Origin of the sequence: Methylorubrum podarium, assembly GCF_040270385.1 — a bacterium.
In the GTDB taxonomy this organism is placed as follows: Bacteria; Pseudomonadota; Alphaproteobacteria; order Rhizobiales; family Beijerinckiaceae; genus Methylobacterium; species Methylobacterium podarium.
In genome coordinates, this window is record NZ_JBELQE010000119.1 from 17,025 (window position 1) to 37,617 (window position 20,593).

Here is a 20,593-nt window from a genome sequence, read left to right on the forward strand (position 1 = left end):
CCTTTTGCCGATGCGCTGCTAACTCTGCCGTCGGGCTCCGGCCCGCTCGACGTTCTCGAACCTCCAGAGGCGCGCATGACCGCTTTCGACGCCGACCTGCGGAGCCTCGCGGCTCAGACGACTCTCTCCCGCCGCACCGTGATCGCCACCAGCCTCGCCACAGGCTTCGCCCTCGCGGTGCAGCCCGTCGCGGCGCAGACCACCATCACCACCGGCACGGACGGCCTGACCGCCGGCGAGGTGAAGATCCCGACGCAGGACGGCGAGATTCCGGCCTACCGGGCGATGCCGGCCGAGGGCGGTCCCTTCCCGACGATCCTGGTCGTGCAGGAAATCTTCGGCGTCCACGAGCACATCAAGGACGTGTGCCGCCGCCTGGCCAAGCTCGGCTACTTCGCCCTGGCGCCGGAGCTCTACGCCCGGCAGGGCGACGTCTCGAAGCTGACGAACATCCAGCAGATCGTGAGCGAGGTCGTCTCCAAGGTGCCCGACGCCCAGGTCATGAGCGACCTCGACGCGGCGGTCGCCTACGCCAAGGGGACCGGCAAGGCCGATACGGGCCGCCTCGGCATCACCGGCTTCTGCTGGGGCGGGCGCATCACCTGGCTCTACGCCGCGCACAATCCGGATGTGAAGGCGGGCGTCGCCTGGTACGGGCGCCTCGTCGGCGACAGCTCGGCCCTGATGCCGAAGCATCCCGTCGATGTCGCCGCCGAGCTCAAGGCGCCGGTGCTCGGCCTCTACGGCGGGGCCGACCAGGGCATTCCCGTCGGCACGATCGACCGGATGAAGGAGGCCTGCCGGGCGGCGGCCAAGACCTGCGACTTCGTCGTCTTCCCGGACGCGCCGCACGCCTTCCACGCCGACTATCGCCCGAGCTACCGGGCCGAGCCGGCGCAGGAGGGCTGGAAGCGGTTGCAGGACTGGTTCCGGCAGCACGGCGTGGCCTGATCGCGGTTCCGGCGGTTCGCCTCGGCCCGGACCCCACCACCGTCAGTCCGGGGTCGCGTCGCGGAACCCGGGATGACGGGAAGCGGCACAAGAGGAATGGACCGGAAGCGGCATCACTTCTCGTACTTGATGTAGGCGAAGCGCGGATCGCTCGGCGTGCCCTCCAGCGCGCCGCCCTCCGCGCCCGGCTGCCAGCCCACCACCTCCTCGATCTTCTTCGCCAGGGCGAAATCCTTCTCGGTGATGCCCTTGGCGGCGTGGTTCATCAGCCGCACCTCGACCCAGGCGTAGGAGGCGGTGAGGTCCGGATGGTGCCACGCGGCCTCGGCCAGGTGGCCCACCGTGTTGATCACCATCAGCGTGCTCTTCCACGAGGCGGTCTTGTAGGTCCGGCGGATCCAGCCGTCCTCCAGCCGCCACCCCGGAAGCTCCTCCTTGAGCCGCCGCTCCACCGTCGCGTCGTCGAGGACGCCCTCGCGTGCCTGTGCCATCGTCGCCTCCCACGGGATCGGGCGGAAGCCTGCGTCGGGACGGGCGGCGGTGCAAGCCGGGATCGATTAAGACGCGCGGCCATCGCGCGAAGCCGCGTGAGCGGCTTCGCGGCGCGAAAGCCTGAGCCCGCGGAGGCGGGCGCCGGGCGCGGGCCCGCATGTCGCAGCGGAAACGCCGGGAGCGGCTGTGGACGGGGCGGAAGCGAGTCCCTATTAAAAATTTCAACAGAAACGCTCGCCTTCGAACCGGCGGGACGGCCTGACCGACACTTCATGAGGACGCCCATGCTGTCACGGCGCGGAATGCTCGCGACGGCGGCCCTGTCGCTCGCGGCGGCGCTGCCGGCGGTTCGCCGCGCGCGGGCGGCGGGCGAGACCTTCCGGCTCGGCGTGCTGCCCTTCGGCACCGCCTCCTGGGAGGCCGCGGTCATCAAGGCGCGGGGCTTCGACGCGGCCAACGGCTTCACCCTCGACATCGTCAAGCTCGCCGGCAACGATGCCGCCCGCATCGCCTTCCTCGGCGGCCAGGTGGACGCGATCGTCGGCGACCTGATCTTCGCCGCCCGCCTCGGCAACGAGGGCCGCGGCGTGCGCTTTTCGCCCTACTCGACTACGGAAGGCGCGCTGATGGTGCCGGCGGGCAGCCCGATCAGCGATCTCAAGGGGCTCGCCGGCAAGCGGCTCGGGGTGGCCGGCGGGGCGCTCGACAAGAACTGGATCCTGCTGAAGGCGCAGGCGCAGGAGACGGCGGGGCTCGACCTCGCCAACGCCGCGCAGATCGCCTACGGCGCGCCGCCCCTGCTGGCGCAGAAGCTGGAGAGCGGCGAACTCGACGCGGCCCTGCTCTACTGGCAGTTCTGCGCCCGCCTCGAAGCCAAGGGCTTCAAGCGGCTGATCTCCGCCGACGACGTCATGCGGGCCTTCGGCGCCAAGGGCGCCGTCTCGCTGATCGGCTACCTCTACGAGGGCCACACCGTGGCCGACCGGGGCGAGGTGGTGCGGGGCTTCGCCCGGGCCTCCGTCGCCGCCAAGGACGCTCTGGCCAACGAGCCGGCCCTGTGGGAGACGGTCCGCCCGCTCATGGCGGCGGAGGACGACGCCACCTTCGCCACCCTCAAGCGCGACTTCCTCGCCGGCATCCCGCGCCGGCCCATCGCGGCGGAGCGCGCGGACGGCGAGCGCATCTACGCGGCGCTCGACCGGCTCGCGGGGGCCCAGCTCCTCGGTGCCGGCAAGAGCCTGCCGCCGGACCTCTATCTCGACGCCGCGGGCAACGGCTGACGGCGGCGCGATGACGGCTTCGGTCCCGGTTCCGGTCCATTGACCCTCCGCATGGCCCTGCTCGCGCGCCTCCTCTCCCTCGGCGTCCTCCTCGCCCTTTGGCAGGGCATCTCCGTCTACGCCGACGTGCGGACCCTGCCGGCGCCGAGCGCGGTGCTCGCCTTCGTCCTGCGCGAGGCGGAGGCCGGGAGCCTCTTCTTCAATGTCGGCGTCACGCTTGCCCGGGTGGCGGTCTCCTTCGTGATCGCCATGAGCCTGGGCGTGCTGCTCGGCATCGCCCTCGGCCGCTCGCGCCTCGCCGACCGGCTGCTCGACACGCCGCTCCTCGTCGTCCTCAACACGCCGGCCCTCGTCATCACGGTGCTGGCCTATGTCTGGCTCGGGCTCACCGAGACCGCGGCCATCGTCGCGGTGGCGCTCAACAAGCTGCCCAACGTCGCGGTCATCATGCGCGAGGGGGCGCGCGGCCTCGATCCGGGCCTGGAGGAGATGGCGACGACCTACCGCTTCGACCGCCGCACCTGGATCGCACACGTGCTGCTGCCGCAGCTGCAGCCCTTCATGGTGGCGGCGGCGCGGTCCGGCATCTCGCTCGCCTGGAAGATCGTGCTGGTGGTGGAACTGCTCGGGCGCCCGAACGGGGTCGGGTTCGCCATCAACTACTACTTCACCCTCTTCGACGTCACCGCCGTGATCGGCTACAGCCTCGTCTTCATGAGCGTGATGCTCGCCATCGACGCCTTCCTCCTCCAGCCGCTCGACGCCCATGTCCGACGCTGGCGCTGAGACGGTCACCGGACCCGCGCCGCTCCTGATGGTGCGCGTGGACCGCAAGGTGTATCGCAAGGCGCGCACCGAGGCGGTCGAGGCGGTGCGCGGCCTCGCCTTCGACCTTCACGCCGGCGAGATCACCTGCCTGATCGGACCGTCGGGCGCGGGCAAGACCACCACCCTGCGCATCCTGCTCGGCCTCGACCGCGACTTCGAGGGCAGCGTGACGCCCGAGCCGTCGCAGGCCGGCATCGCCATGGTGTTCCAGGATCCGCGCCTGCTGCCCTGGCGCACCATCGAGCAGAACGTGCGGCTCGGCCTGCCGCGCGAGCGGAGGACGCGCGACCTCGACGACCTGTTCGAGTCGCTCGGGCTCGCGCCCTGGCGCGCGCATTATCCCGGCGCGCTGTCGCTCGGGATGCAGCGCCGGGTCGCCCTGGCGCGGGCGCTGGCGCTGGAGCCGCGCATCCTCGTTCTCGACGAGCCCTTCGTCTCGCTCGACGACGCGGCGGCCGCCTCCCTGCGCGCCCTGGTGGTCGCGGCGGTGGCCCGCTCCGGCACGAGCGTGCTGATGGTCACGCACAACGTGGCCGAGGCGATCGAGATCGCCGACCGGCTCCTGCTGGTCTCGCCCCGGCCGGCGCACCTCCTCGCGAACCTCCCCCTCGACCGGCCGCGCCCGGAGCGGGACCGGGCCTGGGCCGACGCGACCCGCCGCGGCTTGGCCGCGCGGTTCCCCGGTATCGTCGCTCAGTAGAATCACGCCCGAGAGAATCGCGTCCGCCACGCCTCCGTGCCGTCGGATCGTGCCGGAATCCGGCTCCGCCCTGGCCTTGCTGGAAGCCGTCTTTCGATCGATCCCCTGTCCTTAAGGATAAGAGGCATCGGCGCGTGCAAAAATTTCCCGCTCTCCCCGTGCCCCCGCGCGTGGTCGATGCCCGGCAAAATGTCCCCGCGGGAACGATCATACTTTTGCGACGCGGCATCGGACGCCGGTCCGGACCGGGCTCGAGGCAGGAATTAAAGTGCTCTCGGCGCATGCTGGTCTCGTTCGCGGCCTCCGTTCATGCGGTGGGTGCATTCAGAGCCGGTCGATCGACCCTGTACTCGACAAATTAAACTTGAGACGTGTGCGCTGCCCATCAAATTGTGCGGCGCAAAAATCTCGTTTTAATAAGAAAGTTTCCTGATAAAGCCTGTGGCAGCTGCGACATTCCACGCGCGAAAGCGAGTTGACGGCGCCGGAAATTTTCTTAGAGTTCGTTCAAGCTTCGGTTTTGAGGGGGCCGCTCGGGGATGCGGAACCAGCCGCGTAAGCTGCCGAAAGAACGAGATTTTCTCGGATCCGAAGGCGAGTGATCGCGAGCTGCCGGAGCGAATACGATCCCTGTCGCAAACAGCAGGTCAATCAACGGCGGGTAGCGGGCTGCTATCCGGCCGCGGGTAAGACTTGTCGGAGGAATCCATGAGAGCGGTACATCTTCTCGCCCTCGGTGCGGGTCTCGCTGCTGCGAGCCCGGCCCTGGCCAACGAAAGCGTCATGAAGGGCATCGCCAACCCGGCGGAGCAGGTTCTTCAGACCGTCGATTACGCCAACACCCGTTATTCCAAGCTCGACCAGATCAACGCCAACAACGTCAAGAACCTCCAGGTCGCCTGGACCTTCTCGACCGGCGTTCTGCGCGGCCACGAGGGCTCCCCGCTCGTCGTCGGCAACATCATGTACGTCCACACGCCCTTCCCGAACATCGTCTACGCGCTGGACCTCGACCAGGGCGCCAAGATCGTGTGGAAGTACGAGCCCAAGCAGGATCCGTCGGTGATCCCGGTGATGTGCTGCGACACGGTCAACCGTGGTCTGGCCTATGCCGATGGCGCGATCCTCCTGCACCAGGCCGACACCACGCTCGTGTCGCTCGACGCCAAGTCCGGCAAGGTCAACTGGTCGGTCAAGAACGGCGACCCGTCCAAGGGTGAGACCAACACCGCCACCGTTCTCCCGGTGAAGGACAAGGTCATCGTCGGCATCTCCGGCGGCGAGTTCGGCGTGAACTGCCACGTCACCGCCTACGACCTGAAGACGGGCAAGAAGGTGTGGCGCGGCCACTCGCAGGGCCCCGACGCCGACATGATCATGGATCCCGAGAAGACCACCTCTCTCGGCAAGCCGGTCGGCAAGGACTCCTCGCTGAAGACCTGGGAAGGCGATCAGTGGAAGACCGGCGGCGGCTGCACCTGGGGCTGGTTCTCCTACGATCCCAAGCTCGACCTGATGTACTACGGCTCGGGCAACCCCTCGACCTGGAACCCGAAGCAGCGTCCGGGCGACAACAAGTGGTCCATGACGATCTGGGCGCGTAACCCGGACACCGGCATGGCCAAGTGGGTCTACCAGATGACCCCGCACGACGAGTGGGACTACGACGGCATCAACGAGATGATCCTCACGGATCAGAAGATCGACGGCAAGGATCGTCCGCTCCTGACGCACTTCGACCGTAACGGCTTCGGCTACACGCTCGATCGCGCCACCGGCGAACTCCTCGTCGCCGAGAAGTACGATCCGGTCGTGAACTGGGCCACCAAGGTCGACATGGACAAGGGGTCCAAGACCTACGGCCGTCCGCTGGTCGTGTCGAAGTACTCGACCGAGCAGAACGGCGAAGACGTGAACTCGAAGGGCATCTGCCCGGCGGCGCTCGGTTCCAAGGACCAGCAGCCGGCGGCCTACTCGCCCAAGACGCAGCTCTTCTACGTGCCCACCAACCACGTCTGCATGGACTACGAGCCGTTCCGGGTGACCTACACCCCGGGCCAGCCCTATGTCGGTGCGACCCTCTCGATGTACCCGGCCCCCGGCTCGCACGGCGGCATGGGTAACTTCATCGCCTGGGACGGCGTGAACGGTAAGATCAAGTGGTCGAACCCCGAGCAGTTCTCGGCCTGGGGCGGCGCGCTGGCCACCGCCGGCGACGTGGTCTTCTACGGCACGCTGGAAGGCTACCTGAAGGCGGTCGACTCGAAGTCGGGTAAGGAACTGTACAAGTTCAAGACCCCGTCGGGCATCATCGGCAACGTGATGACCTACGAGCACAAGGGCAAGCAGTACGTGGGCGTCCTGTCGGGCGTCGGCGGCTGGGCCGGCATCGGCCTCGCGGCCGGTCTGACCGACCCGAACGCCGGTCTCGGCGCGGTGGGCGGCTACGCGGCCCTGTCGAGCTACACCAACCTGGGTGGCCAGCTGACCGTGTTCGCTCTGCCGAACAACTAAGTCGCTTGCGACACTGAGCCTAAGGATGCCGGCGCGGGAAATCGCGCCGGCATCTTTATGATTCTATGATTATGCTGTACGGCCTGCCTCGTAGCCGCACGATCTATGCTGCGGTGCAACATACGGTCTCGGGAGAAACGTCGTTGTCTTCTATAAAAAGAACCGCTGTTCTAGGTCTCATCGGCGCGGCCCTGCTCGGAGCGGTCCCGACCGCGACCGCCGTCCTCGCACAGGACGCCAAGCCGGAACTCGCCAACAAGCTCGATCCGAACGCCAAGGATCTCGACGAGAAGGTGCTCAAGGCCGCCACGGCGGTGAAGGACGAGGACGGCAAGTACCTCGACAAGGATGGTCACCCGACCTTCCACATCACCAACGACGGCAAGAAGGTCGATTGGTACACCTATTCCGGGTACCGCCGGTACCACGCCGAGTGCCACGTCTGCCACGGGCCGGACGGCATGGGTTCGACCTACGCCCCCGCTCTCAAGGATTCGCTGAAGATCCTCTCCTACGAGGAATTCTACGGCATCCTCGCCGGCGGCAAGCAGGACGTGAGCAACACCGCCAACCAGGTGATGCCCGCCTTCGGCGATAACAAGAACGTCATGTGCTACGCCAACGACCTCTACGTGTACCTGCGCGCCCGCGCCTCCGGTGCCTGGGGTCGCGCGCGTCCGGGCGAGAAGGAAGAGAAGCCCGAAGCCGCCAAGACGGCCGAGAAGGAGTGCCTGGGCGGCTGATGACCCGCTCAAGCCCTCTCGGCGCCCTTGCCGCCGCCGCGCTCCTGCTCTCCGCAGGGGCGCGGCCCGCGCAGGCGCAGCACCTGCCGGACATGGTCACGCAGGATGTGCTGCGCGTCTGCAGCGATCCCGGCAACATGCCCTTCTCCGAGCGCAAGGGTGACGGCTTCGAGAACAAGATCGCGCAGATCGTCGCCGACGAACTGAAGGTCAAGCTGCGCTACTACTGGCTGACCCAAGGTCCCGGCTTCGTCCGCAACACCCTCGGGACCGGCCTGTGCGACCTGATCATCGGCACCTCGGGCGGCGAGATCGTTCAGCCGACCAATCCCTATTATCGGTCGGCCTACGTCCTCGTCTCGCGCCAGGGCGAGATGCCGGACATCAAGAGCCTCGACGATCCGCGCTTGAAGGACCGGCAGATCGGCATCATCGCCGGCACGCCGCCCACCAACCGCCTGAGCGAGCTGAAGCTCGTCGGCGAACGGATCCACGCCTACGCGCCCTACGCCTTCGGGTCCGAGCGCAAGCACCAGACGGTCGCCGCCGGGGTGATCGCCGACCTCGCCGAGAAGAAGATCGACGTGGCGATCCTCTGGGGACCGGCCGCGGGCTGGCTGGCCAAGCAGAGCGGCGTGCCGATGGATGTGGTGCCGCTCCTCAGCGAGCCGACGCGGCCTCCCTTGACCTTCCGCGTCTCGATGGGCGTCCGCCAGAACGAGAACGACTGGAAGCGCACCCTCAACACCGTGCTGCGCAAGCGCAAGGCCGATATCGAGAAGGTGCTGCGGGACTACGAGGTGCCGCTGCTGGCGGAGGAAGAGAACAAGCCTCTCGGTGCAGCGGAGCCGTAACCCCCGCTCCCGATGCGCCATGCGAAGGCCCGAACCGCGGTTCGGGCCTTTTTCATTCGACGCGCTCGATCCCGGTCCGGTCGAGCTTGGCCAGAGCCGCCGCGACCGTCTCGCCGCCGACGACGAGATCGGGAGCGATCTCGGCGAGCGGCACCAGCACGAAGGCGCGCTCGCGGACGAAGCGGTGCGGCAGCACGAGGCGCTCGTCGGAGACCTCCGCGCCCTCGTAGGCCAGCACGTCGATGTCGATCACCCGCGGCCCCCAGCGGCGCTCGCGGACGCGCCCGAGCGCCGCCTCGATCGACAGGCAGACCTCCAGCAATCCGTGCGGCGTCAACACGGTGTCGATGGCGACGGCCGCATTGAGGAACCAGTCCTGATCGGTGTCGCCCCAGGGCGGCGTGCGGTAATCGCAGGAGCGCGCCGTGACCCGGATGCCGGGCGTCGCCGCGAGGCGCTCGACGGCCTGGGCCAGCATCGCGGCCTTGTCGCCGATATTGCTGCCGAGCCCGAGATAGGCGCGCGTCATCTCGTCTCCGTCGTCGAGTCTTGCGTCGAATCTTGCGTCTGCGCCCGATCCGCGCGGCCGCGCACGATCTCGATCGCGGCGTAGTCGAGCACGGCGGGGATCGGCGCGCTCGGCTTGTCGATCCGCACGGCGATCGTCTCGATGCGGGGAAAGCGCGCGAGGCAGGTCTCGGCGATCGCCTCGGCCAGGGCCTCGATCAGGGCGAAGCGCCGGTTGCTGGCGATGTCGAGGGCGATCTCGGCCAGATCGGCGTAGCTCACGGTGGCGGCGACATCATCGCTGCGCCCGGCCTGCGACAGGTCGAGGCGGCATTCGAGGGAGATGTAGAAGCGCTGGCCGAGCCGCTCCTCCTCCGGCAGCACCCCGTGACGGGCGAAGACCGCGAGGCGGTGGACGAGGATGCGGTCAGCCATGAACGGGTCCCGATGCCGCGTCGGGGCGCATCACCGCGTCGAGTACCCGCAGCGCCTCGACATGCGGCGCCACGTCGTGGACGCGCACGATGTCGGCGCCGAGGGAGCCGGCCAGCACATGCGCGGCGAGCGAGCCGACGAGGCGGTCGCGCGGGGCCGTCTCCCGGTCGTGGAGGCGGCCGAGCAGGCTTTTCCGCGAGACGCCGACGAGGAGGGGGAAGCCCAGCGCCCGGATTTCGGGGAGTCGGCGCAGGGCCTCGAGATGCTGCTCCCAGCTCTTGCCGAAGCCGATGCCGGGATCGAGCACGATGTCGCCGTCCGGGATGCCGGCGCGGCGGGCGATGGCGAGCGAGCGCTCGAAGAAGCGCAGCATGTCGGCGACGATGTCGAGGGAGGCGTCGACCGTCTCGCGATTGTGCATGACGATGACCGGGGCGCCGTGGTCGGCGGCCACGCGGGCGATATCCGGCTCGCGCTGCAGGCCCCAGACGTCGTTGACGAGGCCGGCGCCGGCCCGGAGCGCGGCCTCCGCCGTGGACGCCTTGTAGGTGTCGATCGAGATCGGAACCGACAGGCCCGGCGCCACCGCCTCGATCACGGGCAGGACGCGCGCCTGCTCCTCCGCGGCCGGCACCGGGGTGTGGCCGGGCCGGGTCGATTCGCCGCCGATATCGAGGATGTGGGCGCCGGCCTCCGTGAGCGCCGCGGCCTGCGCCCGCGCCGCCTCGACCCCCTCGAAACGGCCGCCGTCCGAGAACGAGTCCGGCGTGACGTTGAGGATGCCCATCACCAGGGTGCGCCGACCGAGGTCGGGCAGCAGGGTGTTCAGGCGGGTCGAGGGAGCAGGCGTGTCGGGCGGCATCGCGGATCAAAGCTGTCAGGCCGGGTCTGCCGGCCTAGCCCCTCCGACGGGGTTTCGCCAGATCCAATCCGCGCGCCGCCCCGGTCTCGTCGCGCCTCAGGAGGTGCCGCGATAGCAGCGGATCTCCGCCTCGGCCTGGGCGCGGCGAAGGTCGGCCACCTTGTCGTCGAACATCTTGGTCGACTTGAACGCCGTGGTGCGCTGGCCGATGCCCTGGCGCATCGAGAGGATGGTGCTCGCCTGCACGTACTTGTCGTAGGGCAGGATCGAGGCGAGCGCGTCGAGCGAGCAGGAGCATTTCTCCAGCGCCTCGCGGGTCTGGCCGTTGGCGGCCATGCAGCCGAAGACGTAGTCGGCCCGCGCATCGGTCGGGTAGTCGTTCTCGTCGGCGCGCGCGGGTGCGGCGAGGAGCGCCGCCGCCAGCGCCGCGGCGAGGGCGACCTCAGGAATCCTTCTGGTCATAATCGAGCCTCTCTTCGAGCAGTTCGCCGCCATCCGGCTTCAGGGTCCGTGCCTCGATCGAGACGATCTCGCCCGGCACTTCCGGCGCCACGACGAAGGTGTAGGTGGTGGAGTCGAAGCCGCGCATCCGCTCGGTCTGCGCGTCGCCCTCGAAGGGTTTCATCTCGACGCGCCAGCCATCGACCTTGCGGCCCTTGAAATCGATCTGGACCGGGGTGACCGTCGCCTTCTCGCGCAGTCCCTTGCGGATCGCGTTCTTGATGTAGCGCGGATTGGCCTCGAGCAGGCCCGCGAGACCCTTCAGGTGGTTTTCCAGGAAGAGGGGCAGCACGGGATTGCCGGCCATATCCTGGAAGGGGCCGGCCGGGACGCGGTTGCCGCCGGAGAACATCTGCACCTGGATGTCGCGGCTCTCGGCGCTCTTGCCGGGCTCGATGGTCAGCTTGATCGCGTCGATGAGCGGCGGGCCGTAGGGCCCCCGCACGATCCCGCTGCGGCGCAGGTAGTCGTAGGTCAGCGTGCTGCCGGGCGCCGTGTTCTTCATCTGCGGTTGCTCGAAGAGCAGGTCGCCGGCATTAGGCGCCGCGGCCGCGTCCTTGGTCGGGTCCTTGGCCGTTTCCTTGGGGGCCGGGTCCGAGGCCGCCCAGGCGAGGGGCGCGGCCGCGAGAAGCGTCGTCGAGAGAGCCGCCGTGACGGCGGCCGCCAGGATAGTCCGTCTCAAAGGGGTGCCTTTTCGCTCAGGGGATTTTGCACATTCGTCCCGATGCTGCGGTATATATAGTCGGGCGGGTTCTCGGCAGCCTCTTCCTTGGCAAGATCCCGCATTTTCGCGTGAAGCGGCGAGAGCGAGCAGGCCGGATCGGTGTTGGCGGCGTCGCCCGTGAGCGCCAGCGCCTGGCAGCGGCAGCCGCCCCAATCCTTCTCGCGCCGGTCGCAGGAGCGGCAGGGCTCCTTCATCCAGGAGGTGCCGCGATAGGCCGCGAAGGCCGGCGACCGCGCCCAGATGTCGCCCAGCGAATGGTCGTTCACGTACCAGAATTCGAGGCCGGGGATGGTCTCGGCGGCGTGGCAGGGCAGGACCTTGCCCTGGGGCGTCACGTTCATCAGCTTGCGGCCCCAGCCGCCGGCGCAGGCCTTCGGGTACTTGGCGTAGTAGTCCGGCACCACGAGGTCGATGACGAGCTGACCTTTCAGCCGCTCGCGCGCGGCCTCGACGATGCGGATCGACTCGTCGACCTGGGCCTTGTCCGGCATCAGCGCCGCGCGGTTGACGTAGGCCCAGCCGTAATACTGGGTGTGGGCCACCTCCAGCCGCTTGGCGCCGAGCTTGACCGCGAGGTCGATGAAGCCGGGCACCTCGTGGATGTTGCCGCGGTGGATCACCGAGTTCAGCGTCAGCGGCAGGCCGAGTTCGGTGACGCGGGCGGCGAACTGCATCTTCTGCGGCTGCGCGTTCTTGAGGCCGCCGATTTTTTCCGCATTCGCCGCATCGACGCCCTGCACCGAGAGCTGCACGTGGTCGAGGCCGGCGTCGTAGAGCGCGTCGAGCTTGGCCAGCGCACCGCCGACGCCCGAGGTGATCAGGTTCGAGTAGAGGCCGAGCTCGGCGCATTTGGCCGTGATCTCGACGATGTCGGGGCGCGCCGTCGGCTCGCCGCCGGAGAGGTGGACGTGCAGCACGCCGAGCCCCGCCGCCTCCGTCAGCACCCGCAGCCACGTCTGCGTGTCCAGCTCGGCCGAGCGCCGGTCGAGCTCCAGCGGGTTCGAGCAGTAGGGGCAGCGCAGCGGGCAGCGGTGGGTCAGCTCGGCGAGCAGACCCACGGGCGCCGGAATCACTTCCGTGGGGGAGGGGGCGGGGGTCGGTGCATTCATCGCTCCAGAACCCTTTTCTGCGCGAGACCGGCCAGCATCGGGAGGATGTCGGCCTCGATGACGGCCGGGTCGGCATCGTAGGTCTGGCCCAGGGTGCGGGCGATCTGCGAGACCGTGTTCTGGCCATCGACGAGCTTGAGGACCGCGACGGCGTTGTCGTCGAGGTCGAAGGTGCGCTCGGGGGCGAGCAGCACGTGCTTGTTGCGGACTTCGTCGAAGCGCAGGCGCACGCCGCGGGGCAGTCGCGGCACGTCGCTGCCGGAGAAGGCGGCGGGGGCGCCCGTCGGCGCCGCGGCGGGGCTGGCCACGGCGGGGTCGCTCTCGGCGACCAGGCCCTCGCCCGGCTGCCACGCGTCCGGCGGCACCAGGCCGGGGGCGACGTAGGCGAAGTAGAGCGCGTCGAGCTGGGTCCAGAGGACGTTGCACTTGAAGGTCAGCGCGTCCATCGCCGCCCGCTGCATCTCGGGCGTGGTGGCGTGCCGCTTCACGTAGTCGAGGGCGAAGTCGGCGTCGCGCGGGGCCTGGGTCAGGCGCTTGTCGAAATAGGCGAGCGTTTCCTTGGTGATGAAGTCATAGTTCTTCAGCATCCCGGCGACGCGCTCGGAGATGATCGTCGGCGAGAACATCTCGGTCAGCGAGGAGGCGATCGCCTCCAGGAGCGAGCGCTCGGAGACGAAGTGGACATAGGCATCGACCGAGAAGCGGGTCGCGGACAGGATGCCCTTGGTGGAGAGCACGTAGTCGCGGGCGAAGCCCACCCCTTCCGCGAGCTTCAGCCAGCGCTCGATGCCGCCGTCGCCCTCGAAGTCGCCGTCGTGATCGACGATGCGCTGGCGCCAGATCCGGCGCAGCTGCGCGTCCGGCAGGCGGGCGAGCAGCGCCGCGTCCTTCACCGGGATCATCGCCTGGTAGTAGTAGCGGTTGAGCGCCCAGGCCCGCACCTGATCCTTCGAGAGCTTGCCGTCGTGCAGCAGCCGGTGGAACGGGTGGAGGTTGTGGTAGCGCCGCGCGCCGATGTCGCGGAGCGCCGCCTCGAGCTCCTCGTGGCTCAGCAGCCGCTGCTCGGATTCCGGGACGGGGGGCGGGAATTGGGCGGTCATGGCGTTTTCGTTTCCCCGGGCTTCGAGTCGCGTTTCCTGGAGCTTTTCTTAAATGGGGCCTGGCACCGGGAGGAGCAGTGCCGCCGCCGCACGATTGTATCGTGCAAAATATATTCGGTCCGGCACTAAACTTCCAGGCCGGCCCCATCTGCGGTCCGAGGCACCGTCTCTCAAGACAGGCCGGCGACCGCCTTTCGGACGATGCTCGCGCGTCCGATCAGAGATCGAGGGTCAGGCCGTCATGGGCGACGGTCCAGCCGCGCGCCTCGACGCCGGCGCGCTCGGGCGAGTCCTCGACCAGGATCGGGTTGGTGTTGTTGATATGGATCAAGACCCGCCGGCCGATCTCGACGTCGGCGAAGGAGGCGATGGAGCCGGTCTCGCCGTTGATCTGGATATGGCCCATGCGCCAGCCGGTCTTGGTGCCGACGCCGGCGCGAATCATGTCGTCGTCCTCCAGCACCGTGCCGTCGAACAGGAGCGCGTCGGCCCCCGCGACGCGGGCTTTCAGATCCTCCGTCACCCGGGCGCAGCCGGGGATGTAGGCGAGGCGCTTGCCCCCGGCCTCGATCATCGTGCCGACGGTGGTCTCGGTCTCCGCCCCGATCTGCAGCGAGGCGTCCTCCAGCCAGAGCGGCACCTTGCCGGGGACGGAGAACAGCGTCACCGAGAGGCCGGGCACCGGCTCGAAGGTCTCGTTGAGGGCGATCGTCTGCCGCCGCACCACGTCGGCCGCCATCACGTCGAAGACGCGGTTGTCGGAGACCGAGGCGAGGATGCCGGGCGTGGCGTAGAGCGTGAAGGGCTGGCCCTCGCGCAAGGTGAGCAGGCCCGCGACGTGATCCACGTCGCCGTTCGTCAGCAGCACCGCGTGGATCGGCGAGTGGCGCAGGCCCTCCCGCGGATGCATGGGCGGGTTGGCCTGGATCTGCTGGCGGATGTCGGGTGAGGCGTTCAGCAGGAGCCAGCGCTCTCCGTCCGGGGAGACCGCGATGCTCGACTGCGTGCGCGGCCTGACGCGGGGATCGCCCGCCCAGGCCAGGGAGCAGATGGGGCAGCGGCAGTTCCATTGAGGAACGCCGCCGCCCGCAGCCGAGCCCAGGATCACGACATGCATGGTGAGAACCCGCTGATGCCCGCAACCCGACCCGGCTCAGATCACCTTAGTTGAAGGTGTCGATCTCGGCCGACTCGTAGCTCGTGACTTCCATGCCGACGCAGATCTCGGAAACGATGGGGGCGGCCCACTTCATGGTGTCTCTCCTCGACTTTATGGAACGCCCGAACCTCCGATCCCGCTTGATTAAGAGGATCGTAAGATACTGGCGACGCACTGGTTTTCGCACGCTGGAGGTATATCGCCAATTCCGGCTCCGCCCGCAAGAGCCCGCTTGCCGTTTCTTCCCAAGTTCGCGCCGGGTTCGACCAAAGTTCAGGTGAGCCGCGGGCCGGAATCCGGGCGGAGGAACGAAATGCCGCGGGGCGGTCAGTGGCGGAAATCCTGGCCCCGCAGGTCGAGCATGAAGCCCTTGCCGCGCACGGTGACGATGATGGGCCCGCCCAGCCGCACGAAGTCCGAGAGCTTCGAGCGCAGATAGCCGACATAGACGTCGACGACGTTGAGCGAGAGGCCGCCCTGGCCGGCCCAGAGCCGGTCGAAGATCTCGCCGCGGGAGATCGGCCGGTTCACCTCCTGCATCAGCAGGGCGAGCAGCTCCGCCTCCCGCGGGGTGAGGCGGGCCGAGGCGTCGCCGAAGCTGACCTGGCGGATGGTGGTGTCGAGCGTCAGCCGCCCGGCGGTGAAGACGGTGCGCGGCGTGTCGGCCGCGCGACGCCGCAGCAGGTGGGTCTGCAGCCGCGCGAGCAGCTCGTCGAACACGAACGGCTTGACGATGTAGTCGTCCGCGCCGAGCGCCAGCCCCTCGGCCCGGTCGCGCACCTCGTCGCGGGCGCTCAAGAACAGGATCGCGCCGGGATAGCCGCCCTCGCGCAGGGATCGGCAGACGTCGTGGCCGGAGCCGTCGGGCAGGGTGATGTCGAGCACCACCGCTTCCGGGGCGTCGTCGCGGGCGGCGGAGAGCGCGTCCTCGACCCGGCCGGCGACACCGACGGAGAACCCTTCCGCCTCCAGGCCGCGGGCCAGGATGCCGCGGATGTCGATGTCGTCCTCAACGATCAATACGCGCGTCGTCATGCGGCGCCGATCCTCTCGTGTCCTGCCCCGTCCTGTTCCGGCACGACGCCGTCATCGAGCGCGGGCAGGTCGAGGACCACCCGGGCGCCGCCCTGTCCCGCCCTGCCGAGGCTGATCACGCCATCATGGCGCTCAACGACCCAGCGCGCCAGAGCCAAACCGATGCCGAATCCCGCCTCTCCCGGCCGGGCCTCGCGGCGGAAGCGCTCGAACAGGCCGTCCCCGTCCTCGGGGAAGCCGGGGCCGTCGTCGTCGATGGTGATGAGCGCCCGGCTGCCCTGCGGCGCGGCGCGCCCGCTGAGCGAGACGGTGATGCGGGTCAGGCCGGTGGCGTGGCGCAGGGCGTTGTCGATCAGGCTCTCGACGACCTGGCGCAGCCATTCCGGATCGGCATCGACCTCGATGTCGTGGTCGCCCGGCTCCAGCACCAGCTCGACCCGGCGGCGGGCGGCCTCGGAGCCGGCGCTGTCGACGGCGTCGCCGAGCACCGCCACCGCGCTGACGCTGCGCCGGTCGAGCTCGATCTGCCCGGATTCCGAGCGGGCGACGCGCAGAAGGTCCTCGACCCGGCGCTTGAGCCGCTGCGCCCGCTTGCGGATGGTGGCGAAGACGGGACCGTGATCCACGGGCCTCCCGGCGGCGCGCTCCGCCGACCGCTGGGCGAGGTCGCACTCGCCCAGGATCACCGTGAGCGGGGTCCGCAATTCGTGGCTGACATCGGCGAAGAAGCGGCGCCGGGAGCGGTCGACCATCTCCAGCCGCTCGTTGGCCGCGCGCAGGTCGGCGGTGCGGGCCTGCACCGTGTCCTCCAGCGCGGCCCGGTCGGCGGCGAGCCGCCCCTCGCGGCGGGCGAGCCGGGCGGCCATGCGGTTGAAGTTCGCGACGAGAAGCCCGAGTTCGTCGCGGGTCTCGACCGAGAGCCGGGTGTCGAGCGCGCCGCTGCCGACGGCGCCGGCCGCCCGGCGGATCTCCTCGATCCGCGCCAGGGTCGGCCGGATCACCGAGCGGTAGAGCACGGCGACGAAGGCGAGCGCCAGCACCACCGCCGCGAGGGCGGCGGCGGTCAGCCGGTGCGACAGGGTCGCGGCGGCCTCCGAGCCCGCATTCATGCTGCGCCGCTCGGCCTCGACCAGCAGCGAGAGCGGCGGCCCGGTCATCGCGCCGAAGGCGTTCAGCGCCCCCTGCATCGCGGTCTTGCGCCGGTCGGGATCGCTCTCCCGCCGCACCAGGGTGACCTGCCGGTCGAGCATCGCCCGCGCCGCGCGGACGTTGGCCAGCGGCCGGGTCCGGGCGACGTACTGGATCCGGTCCTCCAGGTTGGTGCTGGTCGCCATGCCGGCGCCGAGGGCGTCGTCGACCCGGTTGAGCGCCTCATCGACCCGGTCCCGGGTCACCGACAGGGCCTCGGGCGGCGCGTCCGCATTGCCGATGCTCTCGATGGCGGCGAAGCCGTACTGCGCCAGCCGGCCGGAGAGTTCGGCGAGAAGCTCCAGCCGGTGCTGAGCGGCGAGCGTCCGGTCGATGACGTTCTCGGTCAGCCGGATCGACCACAGCACGCCGGCCGCCGCCAGCAGGGCGAGCAGCGCCGTGCCGCCGAGCAAGAGGGCGAACCGGACTTTCAGCGAGCGCATGGTCTCCCTCTCCGCCGCGGCGGCGGGCGGACCATGTCACCGCCGGGGCGGCGCCTCAAGCCGGTTCTCTTTGCCGGCTTGTCCCGGCCCGCCGGGCAAACGGTCCTAGAGATCGTTCGGCAGGCTGCCCTTGGGCGCGCAGCGCCAGCTCTTCACGTGGTAGTCGGGATGCTCCTCCTGCCACGCCGCGAGCGTGCTCTGCGAGTTGCGCAGGCAGATGAACGTGTTCGGGCTGTCGTAGGAGAGGTTGATCCGCTCCTCGTGACACTTCGCGGGCTGGGCGATCAGGCAGACGGACAGAAGCAGGAACATGCGCGGCCTCGGCTCGGAGGGAGCGCAGCGACTTGGGTCGGACGGGGGTCCTGCGCCTCGGTTCGAGGCAAGGTGGGAGAATCCGGCAGGCCGGCAAGGGCTTTCGTCCAAGATGCCGGCATAGCCGCCGATGACGTCTCTGTGACCGCGGCGGTCAGCGTTTGATGATGCCAGCCGTGCCCAGCCCGCGATTGTGCGCAATGGCAAGTTTCAAGGATTGAAAAAGGCCTCTCGGCAAGTAGCCCCAATGGCATGGGACAGCATCGAGATTGCCGGAAAGCGGGCGATAGGTTGGACGAAGGTCGGGGCCGGGCCAGACGAATACGTTCATCTCGGTTGCGGAAATGAAGGAAGCCCCGTCATCGAGACCGAGATGGCGCTTGACGGCCGCCGGAATTTCCACGGCCTCGTGCCTTGCGGCCGGGGCGGAATGGCTTACCGGTGCGACGTAGATGACCCGCGAGGGGCCCAGGTCGCGGCGTGCCAGGACGACCACGACGGGACGATCTTTACGGCCTTCACGCAGGCCCGCTTCGAATTCACGCTTCCAAAGGTAAGCGTAACAGAGAACGAGACCGGGACGCGGATCCTCGGGAAGCGTCACGCTCCAGGCTTCGGGTTCGTCGCATCCCCCGCCTCGTCGAGATCCGAGATCTCGTAGGCGTGCTCTTCGGGAACATCGGATGCCAGGATCAAAGCCATCTCGGCATCCGACAGGTCACCGATGGCGACCGCCTTGCGGTAGCAGGACCACAGCTCATGGAACGTTTCGGCGGAGACGAGATAGGCCGTCTCCCGCCCATGCTCAGTGATCTGCACCGGCTCCGTCCGAGAACGGTCGTGCCAGAGATCGAAATTCTTCCGCGCTTCGGACGCCGTCACCGTCGCCGTCATGAACGCCTCCGTTTCCCTTGACTGTACGGGAGACATTGGCGTGCACAAGGTCGGAGGCCGAGGCCTCCGCCCTCAGGCAGCCGGCACGAACAGCTCGCCCTTGCCGAGCGTCGCGAGGTCGCCCGAGTAGCGCCGCAGGGTGCCGCCGAGCAGGCCGGCCTGCGCCGCGCCGAGGCGCTTGAGGCTCTGCGCCAGCAGCCGGACGAAGACCAGATCCGGCGTGCCGGTCTCGACGAAGGTCGGCAGCAGCGCGCCGTGGCTGCCGGCGATCAGCGTGCCGCGGCGCATGCCGTAGCCCGGATGGTCGCCGAGCGCGCCGGAGACGACGATGGTGCCCGCGATCATGCGCGAGCCGGCGTAGGCGCCCGCCGAGCCCGCCAGGATCAGGCCCTTGCGCATGCGGTCGCCGAGACCGTCGCCGGCCGCGCCCTCGATGACGAGGGTCGCGCCGTCGAGCCCGGCCTTGGCGGCGTAGACCGCGCCGCCGGCGTGGTCGCCGGCATCGCCTCGAATCGTGATGGTGCCGCCGGTGGCGCCGGTGGCGGCATAGGGGCCGGCGGAGCCCGTCACCGTCAGCGTGCCCGCCGCCATGCCCTCGCCGAGGCGCTGGCCGACATCGCCCTCGACCCGGATCGATCCTTGCGACAGCGCCGCGCCGACCCGGTCGAGCCGGGACGAGCCGCCCTCGATCACGAGGCTGTCGGAGCCGTCGAGGCGGATCTCGAACGCGTCGCCGAGCGTCAGTCCGCGGCGGCTGGTGCCGATGGCGAGCTTGCCGGCTTCGGCCTCGGACAGCCCGCTCAGGGCCAGCGGGGTGATGTTGAGGAGATCGACCCGCTCCGGCAGATCACCGCGCAGTCTCAGCGTGCTCATCGTGGAGTCCTCATGCGGCGGGTTTCTCCAGCAGGTCGCGCAGGTGGTAGTGGTGCCGGCCGAGATTGCCGCCGTAATTGCCGGCGGTGACGGCGACGAGCCCGTGCTTGGCGCCGATCTCGGTCGCGGCGTGGAGCGCCGCGCGCATCGATTCGGCGACCCCTTGCGAGGTCAGCGCGTCGATGACGATCTCCAGCACCACGCCGCATTCGGGCGGCAGCGCCGAGCCGGCCCGGCCTTTGAGCGTCGGGCAGTAGGCGTCGTTGGTGGAGGCCATCATGCCCTTGGTGCGCCCGCCGACCTTCGAGCCGGAGCGGACGATGCCGCCGGGGAAGGGCAGGATCGCGCCGGGCACCGCCTTGGCGGCCTCGACCGCGATCTCGGCGACCTTCAGCGTCTCGGAATGGACCCGGCCGAGGAACAGGAGGTTGCCGCCGCCGACCGCGCCGTCCACCGCGCGGGTCGAATCCTCGCACAGGAACTCGCCGTCCATGACGGGGATGCGCCAGTAGCGGCGCATCCGCCCCTGCGCGTCGGGCAGGCGCTTGGCGACCGCGAAGCCGTCGCCGAAATAGCGGATCGCGCCGCCGAGCTTGATCTTGTGCGGCCCCTCCACGCCCGCGTAGCAGGCGGTGCCGGGGCAGGTCAGGATGCACTGGCCGACCCGCTTCAGGAGCTGCTCCTTCAGCCCGTTCGGCTCGAAGCCGAACAGCAGGATGCGCACGCCGGGGCGTCCGTCTGGCGTCTCCTCCGGGGAGAGCTCCGCGTCGATGCCGGCCTCGGCGCCGCAGCCGATCACCGAGGTGGCGAATCCCGTCATCACCGTCGCCGCGATCATCGCCCATTTCGGCGTGTCGTTGGTGACGATGATCGCGGTGCCCGCGACGTCGAAGGCCTCGGCGAAGGTGTCCTCGACCTTGATGCCGTTGAGGATGAGGTCAGCCATTCCAGGTCTCGCAGGCCAGCACGGACATGTTCCCCTCTCCCCGCATGCGGGGAGAGGCCTGCATGGACCTCGTCGTCCATGCAGGAAGCGGAGGCGCAGCCGAAGCGGAGGTGAGGGGGCGATTCAGGATGAGGCGCGTCCGG

24 protein-coding genes are annotated in these 20,593 nt (G+C 69.2%); 7 read left to right on the top strand and 17 right to left on the bottom strand.

Annotated features, from left to right (window positions below):
- Positions 1–75 precede the first annotated feature (75 nt).
- The gene (locus tag ABS772_RS22890; RefSeq protein ID WP_350396994.1) at positions 76–951 is read left to right on the top strand and encodes a dienelactone hydrolase family protein; all 876 of its coding nucleotides are present in this window, start codon (positions 76–78) and stop codon (positions 949–951) included.
- 113 nt (positions 952–1,064) lie between these two features.
- Here the strand turns inward: ABS772_RS22890 and ABS772_RS22895 are convergent, their stop codons facing one another.
- On the bottom strand, positions 1,065–1,442 hold the full coding sequence (locus tag ABS772_RS22895) for a 4a-hydroxytetrahydrobiopterin dehydratase (protein ID WP_350396995.1): 378 nt from the start codon (positions 1,440–1,442) through the stop codon (positions 1,065–1,067).
- A gap of 285 nt (positions 1,443–1,727) precedes the next feature.
- Here ABS772_RS22895 and ABS772_RS22900 point away from each other — a divergent pair, with 285 nt between their 5' ends.
- From ABS772_RS22900 to xoxJ, 6 genes are all read left to right on the top strand, one after another.
- Positions 1,728–2,723 (top strand): ABC transporter substrate-binding protein, encoded by a 996-nt coding sequence (locus ABS772_RS22900; protein WP_238253645.1) that lies wholly within the window; start codon positions 1,728–1,730, stop codon positions 2,721–2,723.
- Between the two features lie 51 nt (positions 2,724–2,774).
- Complete coding sequence (locus ABS772_RS22905) at positions 2,775–3,509, top strand: ABC transporter permease (protein ID WP_238253646.1); 735 nt, start codon at positions 2,775–2,777, stop codon at positions 3,507–3,509.
- Entirely contained in the window at positions 3,490–4,251 is a 762-nt protein-coding gene (locus ABS772_RS22910) for an ABC transporter ATP-binding protein (RefSeq protein WP_350396996.1), read from the top strand. The genes ABS772_RS22905 and ABS772_RS22910 overlap by 20 nt, the downstream gene beginning before the upstream one ends.
- 708 nt (positions 4,252–4,959) lie before the next feature.
- Positions 4,960–6,765, top strand: a complete 1,806-nt coding sequence (gene xoxF1, locus ABS772_RS22915) for a lanthanide-dependent methanol dehydrogenase XoxF1 (protein ID WP_238253648.1) — start codon at positions 4,960–4,962, stop codon at positions 6,763–6,765.
- Between the two features lie 191 nt (positions 6,766–6,956).
- Positions 6,957–7,508 carry a methanol metabolism c-type cytochrome XoxG gene (gene xoxG, locus ABS772_RS22920; protein ID WP_238253650.1) on the top strand — a complete coding sequence of 184 codons (552 nt, stop codon included), beginning with the start codon at positions 6,957–6,959 and terminating at the stop codon, positions 7,506–7,508.
- Positions 7,508–8,362, top strand: a complete 855-nt coding sequence (gene xoxJ, locus ABS772_RS22925; RefSeq protein ID WP_238253649.1) for a rare earth element methanol dehydrogenase accessory protein XoxJ — start codon at positions 7,508–7,510, stop codon at positions 8,360–8,362. Before xoxG ends, xoxJ begins: the two co-directional genes overlap by 1 nt.
- A 52-nt stretch (positions 8,363–8,414) precedes the next feature.
- On the opposite strand, the gene folK is transcribed toward xoxJ, so the two are convergent.
- The 16 genes from folK to fhcD all read right to left on the bottom strand — a co-directional run bounded on the left by folK (position 8,415) and on the right by fhcD (position 20,450).
- Positions 8,415–8,891 carry a 2-amino-4-hydroxy-6-hydroxymethyldihydropteridine diphosphokinase gene (gene folK / locus ABS772_RS22930; protein ID WP_238254824.1) on the bottom strand — a complete coding sequence of 159 codons (477 nt, stop codon included), beginning with the start codon at positions 8,889–8,891 and terminating at the stop codon, positions 8,415–8,417.
- On the bottom strand, positions 8,888–9,304 hold the full coding sequence (gene folB / locus ABS772_RS22935) for a dihydroneopterin aldolase (RefSeq protein WP_350396997.1): 417 nt from the start codon (positions 9,302–9,304) through the stop codon (positions 8,888–8,890). The genes folK and folB overlap by 4 nt, the downstream gene beginning before the upstream one ends.
- Positions 9,297–10,166: a dihydropteroate synthase gene (gene folP, locus ABS772_RS22940; RefSeq protein WP_350396999.1), complete on the bottom strand. Its 870-nt coding sequence runs from the start codon at positions 10,164–10,166 to the stop codon at positions 9,297–9,299. Before folP ends, folB begins: the two co-directional genes overlap by 8 nt.
- 96 nt (positions 10,167–10,262) lie before the next feature.
- A complete protein-coding gene (locus tag ABS772_RS22945; protein WP_350397000.1) occupies positions 10,263–10,628 on the bottom strand; it encodes a hypothetical protein in 366 nt (121 codons plus the stop codon).
- Positions 10,609–11,349 carry a hypothetical protein gene (locus ABS772_RS22950; protein ID WP_350397001.1) on the bottom strand — a complete coding sequence of 247 codons (741 nt, stop codon included), beginning with the start codon at positions 11,347–11,349 and terminating at the stop codon, positions 10,609–10,611. The genes ABS772_RS22945 and ABS772_RS22950 overlap by 20 nt, the downstream gene beginning before the upstream one ends.
- Positions 11,346–12,500, bottom strand: a complete 1,155-nt coding sequence (gene pqqE, locus ABS772_RS22955) for a pyrroloquinoline quinone biosynthesis protein PqqE (protein ID WP_350397002.1) — start codon at positions 12,498–12,500, stop codon at positions 11,346–11,348. Before pqqE ends, ABS772_RS22950 begins: the two co-directional genes overlap by 4 nt.
- Positions 12,497–13,600, bottom strand: coding sequence for a pyrroloquinoline-quinone synthase PqqC (gene pqqC, locus ABS772_RS22960; protein WP_350397003.1), 1,104 nt, complete (start codon positions 13,598–13,600; stop codon positions 12,497–12,499). The genes pqqE and pqqC overlap by 4 nt, the downstream gene beginning before the upstream one ends.
- A gap of 217 nt (positions 13,601–13,817) precedes the next feature.
- Positions 13,818–14,717 (bottom strand): pyrroloquinoline quinone biosynthesis protein PqqB, encoded by a 900-nt coding sequence (pqqB, locus tag ABS772_RS22965; RefSeq protein WP_350397004.1) that lies wholly within the window; start codon positions 14,715–14,717, stop codon positions 13,818–13,820.
- Positions 14,718–14,763: 46 nt separating this feature from the next.
- Positions 14,764–14,853 (bottom strand): pyrroloquinoline quinone precursor peptide PqqA, encoded by a 90-nt coding sequence (gene pqqA / locus ABS772_RS22970; protein WP_012317526.1) that lies wholly within the window; start codon positions 14,851–14,853, stop codon positions 14,764–14,766.
- Between the two features lie 233 nt (positions 14,854–15,086).
- Positions 15,087–15,794 carry a response regulator transcription factor gene (locus ABS772_RS22975; protein WP_350397005.1) on the bottom strand — a complete coding sequence of 236 codons (708 nt, stop codon included), beginning with the start codon at positions 15,792–15,794 and terminating at the stop codon, positions 15,087–15,089.
- The gene (locus ABS772_RS22980; protein WP_350397006.1) at positions 15,791–17,425 is read right to left on the bottom strand and encodes a sensor histidine kinase; all 1,635 of its coding nucleotides are present in this window, start codon (positions 17,423–17,425) and stop codon (positions 15,791–15,793) included. Before ABS772_RS22980 ends, ABS772_RS22975 begins: the two co-directional genes overlap by 4 nt.
- A 105-nt stretch (positions 17,426–17,530) precedes the next feature.
- Entirely contained in the window at positions 17,531–17,737 is a 207-nt protein-coding gene (locus ABS772_RS22985) for a hypothetical protein (protein WP_238256478.1), read from the bottom strand.
- A 154-nt stretch (positions 17,738–17,891) separates the two neighbouring features.
- Positions 17,892–18,341 carry a hypothetical protein gene (locus ABS772_RS22990; RefSeq protein WP_350397007.1) on the bottom strand — a complete coding sequence of 150 codons (450 nt, stop codon included), beginning with the start codon at positions 18,339–18,341 and terminating at the stop codon, positions 17,892–17,894.
- A complete protein-coding gene (locus ABS772_RS22995) occupies positions 18,338–18,631 on the bottom strand; it encodes a type II toxin-antitoxin system Phd/YefM family antitoxin (protein ID WP_238256480.1) in 294 nt (97 codons plus the stop codon). Before ABS772_RS22995 ends, ABS772_RS22990 begins: the two co-directional genes overlap by 4 nt.
- Before the next feature lie 72 nt (positions 18,632–18,703).
- Positions 18,704–19,504: a formylmethanofuran dehydrogenase subunit C gene (locus ABS772_RS23000; protein ID WP_350397008.1), complete on the bottom strand. Its 801-nt coding sequence runs from the start codon at positions 19,502–19,504 to the stop codon at positions 18,704–18,706.
- Between the two features lie 10 nt (positions 19,505–19,514).
- Positions 19,515–20,450 (bottom strand): formylmethanofuran--tetrahydromethanopterin N-formyltransferase, encoded by a 936-nt coding sequence (gene fhcD / locus ABS772_RS23005; protein ID WP_238256482.1) that lies wholly within the window; start codon positions 20,448–20,450, stop codon positions 19,515–19,517.
- Positions 20,451–20,593: the final 143 nt, after the last annotated feature.

What these genes read in the sequence shown, in the direction of transcription:
- ABS772_RS22890 (WP_350396994.1), top strand. Translation starts at nt 76, where the DNA reads ATGACCGCTTTCGACGCCGACCTGCGGAGCCTCGCGGCTCAGACGACT.
- ABS772_RS22895 (WP_350396995.1), bottom strand. Translation starts at nt 1,442, where the DNA reads ATGGCACAGGCACGCGAGGGCGTCCTCGACGACGCGACGGTGGAGCGG.
- ABS772_RS22900 (WP_238253645.1), top strand. Translation starts at nt 1,728, where the DNA reads ATGCTGTCACGGCGCGGAATGCTCGCGACGGCGGCCCTGTCGCTCGCG.
- ABS772_RS22905 (WP_238253646.1), top strand. Translation starts at nt 2,775, where the DNA reads ATGGCCCTGCTCGCGCGCCTCCTCTCCCTCGGCGTCCTCCTCGCCCTT.
- ABS772_RS22910 (WP_350396996.1), top strand. Translation starts at nt 3,490, where the DNA reads ATGTCCGACGCTGGCGCTGAGACGGTCACCGGACCCGCGCCGCTCCTG.
- xoxF1 (WP_238253648.1), top strand. Translation starts at nt 4,960, where the DNA reads ATGAGAGCGGTACATCTTCTCGCCCTCGGTGCGGGTCTCGCTGCTGCG.
- xoxJ (WP_238253649.1), top strand. Translation starts at nt 7,508, where the DNA reads ATGACCCGCTCAAGCCCTCTCGGCGCCCTTGCCGCCGCCGCGCTCCTG.
- folK (WP_238254824.1), bottom strand. Translation starts at nt 8,891, where the DNA reads ATGACGCGCGCCTATCTCGGGCTCGGCAGCAATATCGGCGACAAGGCC.
- folB (WP_350396997.1), bottom strand. Translation starts at nt 9,304, where the DNA reads ATGGCTGACCGCATCCTCGTCCACCGCCTCGCGGTCTTCGCCCGTCAC.
- folP (WP_350396999.1), bottom strand. Translation starts at nt 10,166, where the DNA reads ATGCCGCCCGACACGCCTGCTCCCTCGACCCGCCTGAACACCCTGCTG.
- ABS772_RS22945 (WP_350397000.1), bottom strand. Translation starts at nt 10,628, where the DNA reads ATGACCAGAAGGATTCCTGAGGTCGCCCTCGCCGCGGCGCTGGCGGCG.
- pqqE (WP_350397002.1), bottom strand. Translation starts at nt 12,500, where the DNA reads ATGAATGCACCGACCCCCGCCCCCTCCCCCACGGAAGTGATTCCGGCG.
- pqqC (WP_350397003.1), bottom strand. Translation starts at nt 13,600, where the DNA reads ATGACCGCCCAATTCCCGCCCCCCGTCCCGGAATCCGAGCAGCGGCTG.
- pqqB (WP_350397004.1), bottom strand. Translation starts at nt 14,717, where the DNA reads ATGCATGTCGTGATCCTGGGCTCGGCTGCGGGCGGCGGCGTTCCTCAA.
- pqqA (WP_012317526.1), bottom strand. Translation starts at nt 14,853, where the DNA reads ATGAAGTGGGCCGCCCCCATCGTTTCCGAGATCTGCGTCGGCATGGAA.
- ABS772_RS22975 (WP_350397005.1), bottom strand. Translation starts at nt 15,794, where the DNA reads ATGACGACGCGCGTATTGATCGTTGAGGACGACATCGACATCCGCGGC.
- ABS772_RS22980 (WP_350397006.1), bottom strand. Translation starts at nt 17,425, where the DNA reads ATGCGCTCGCTGAAAGTCCGGTTCGCCCTCTTGCTCGGCGGCACGGCG.
- ABS772_RS22985 (WP_238256478.1), bottom strand. Translation starts at nt 17,737, where the DNA reads ATGTTCCTGCTTCTGTCCGTCTGCCTGATCGCCCAGCCCGCGAAGTGT.
- ABS772_RS22995 (WP_238256480.1), bottom strand. Translation starts at nt 18,631, where the DNA reads ATGACGGCGACGGTGACGGCGTCCGAAGCGCGGAAGAATTTCGATCTC.
- ABS772_RS23000 (WP_350397008.1), bottom strand. Translation starts at nt 19,504, where the DNA reads ATGAGCACGCTGAGACTGCGCGGTGATCTGCCGGAGCGGGTCGATCTC.
- fhcD (WP_238256482.1), bottom strand. Translation starts at nt 20,450, where the DNA reads ATGGCTGACCTCATCCTCAACGGCATCAAGGTCGAGGACACCTTCGCC.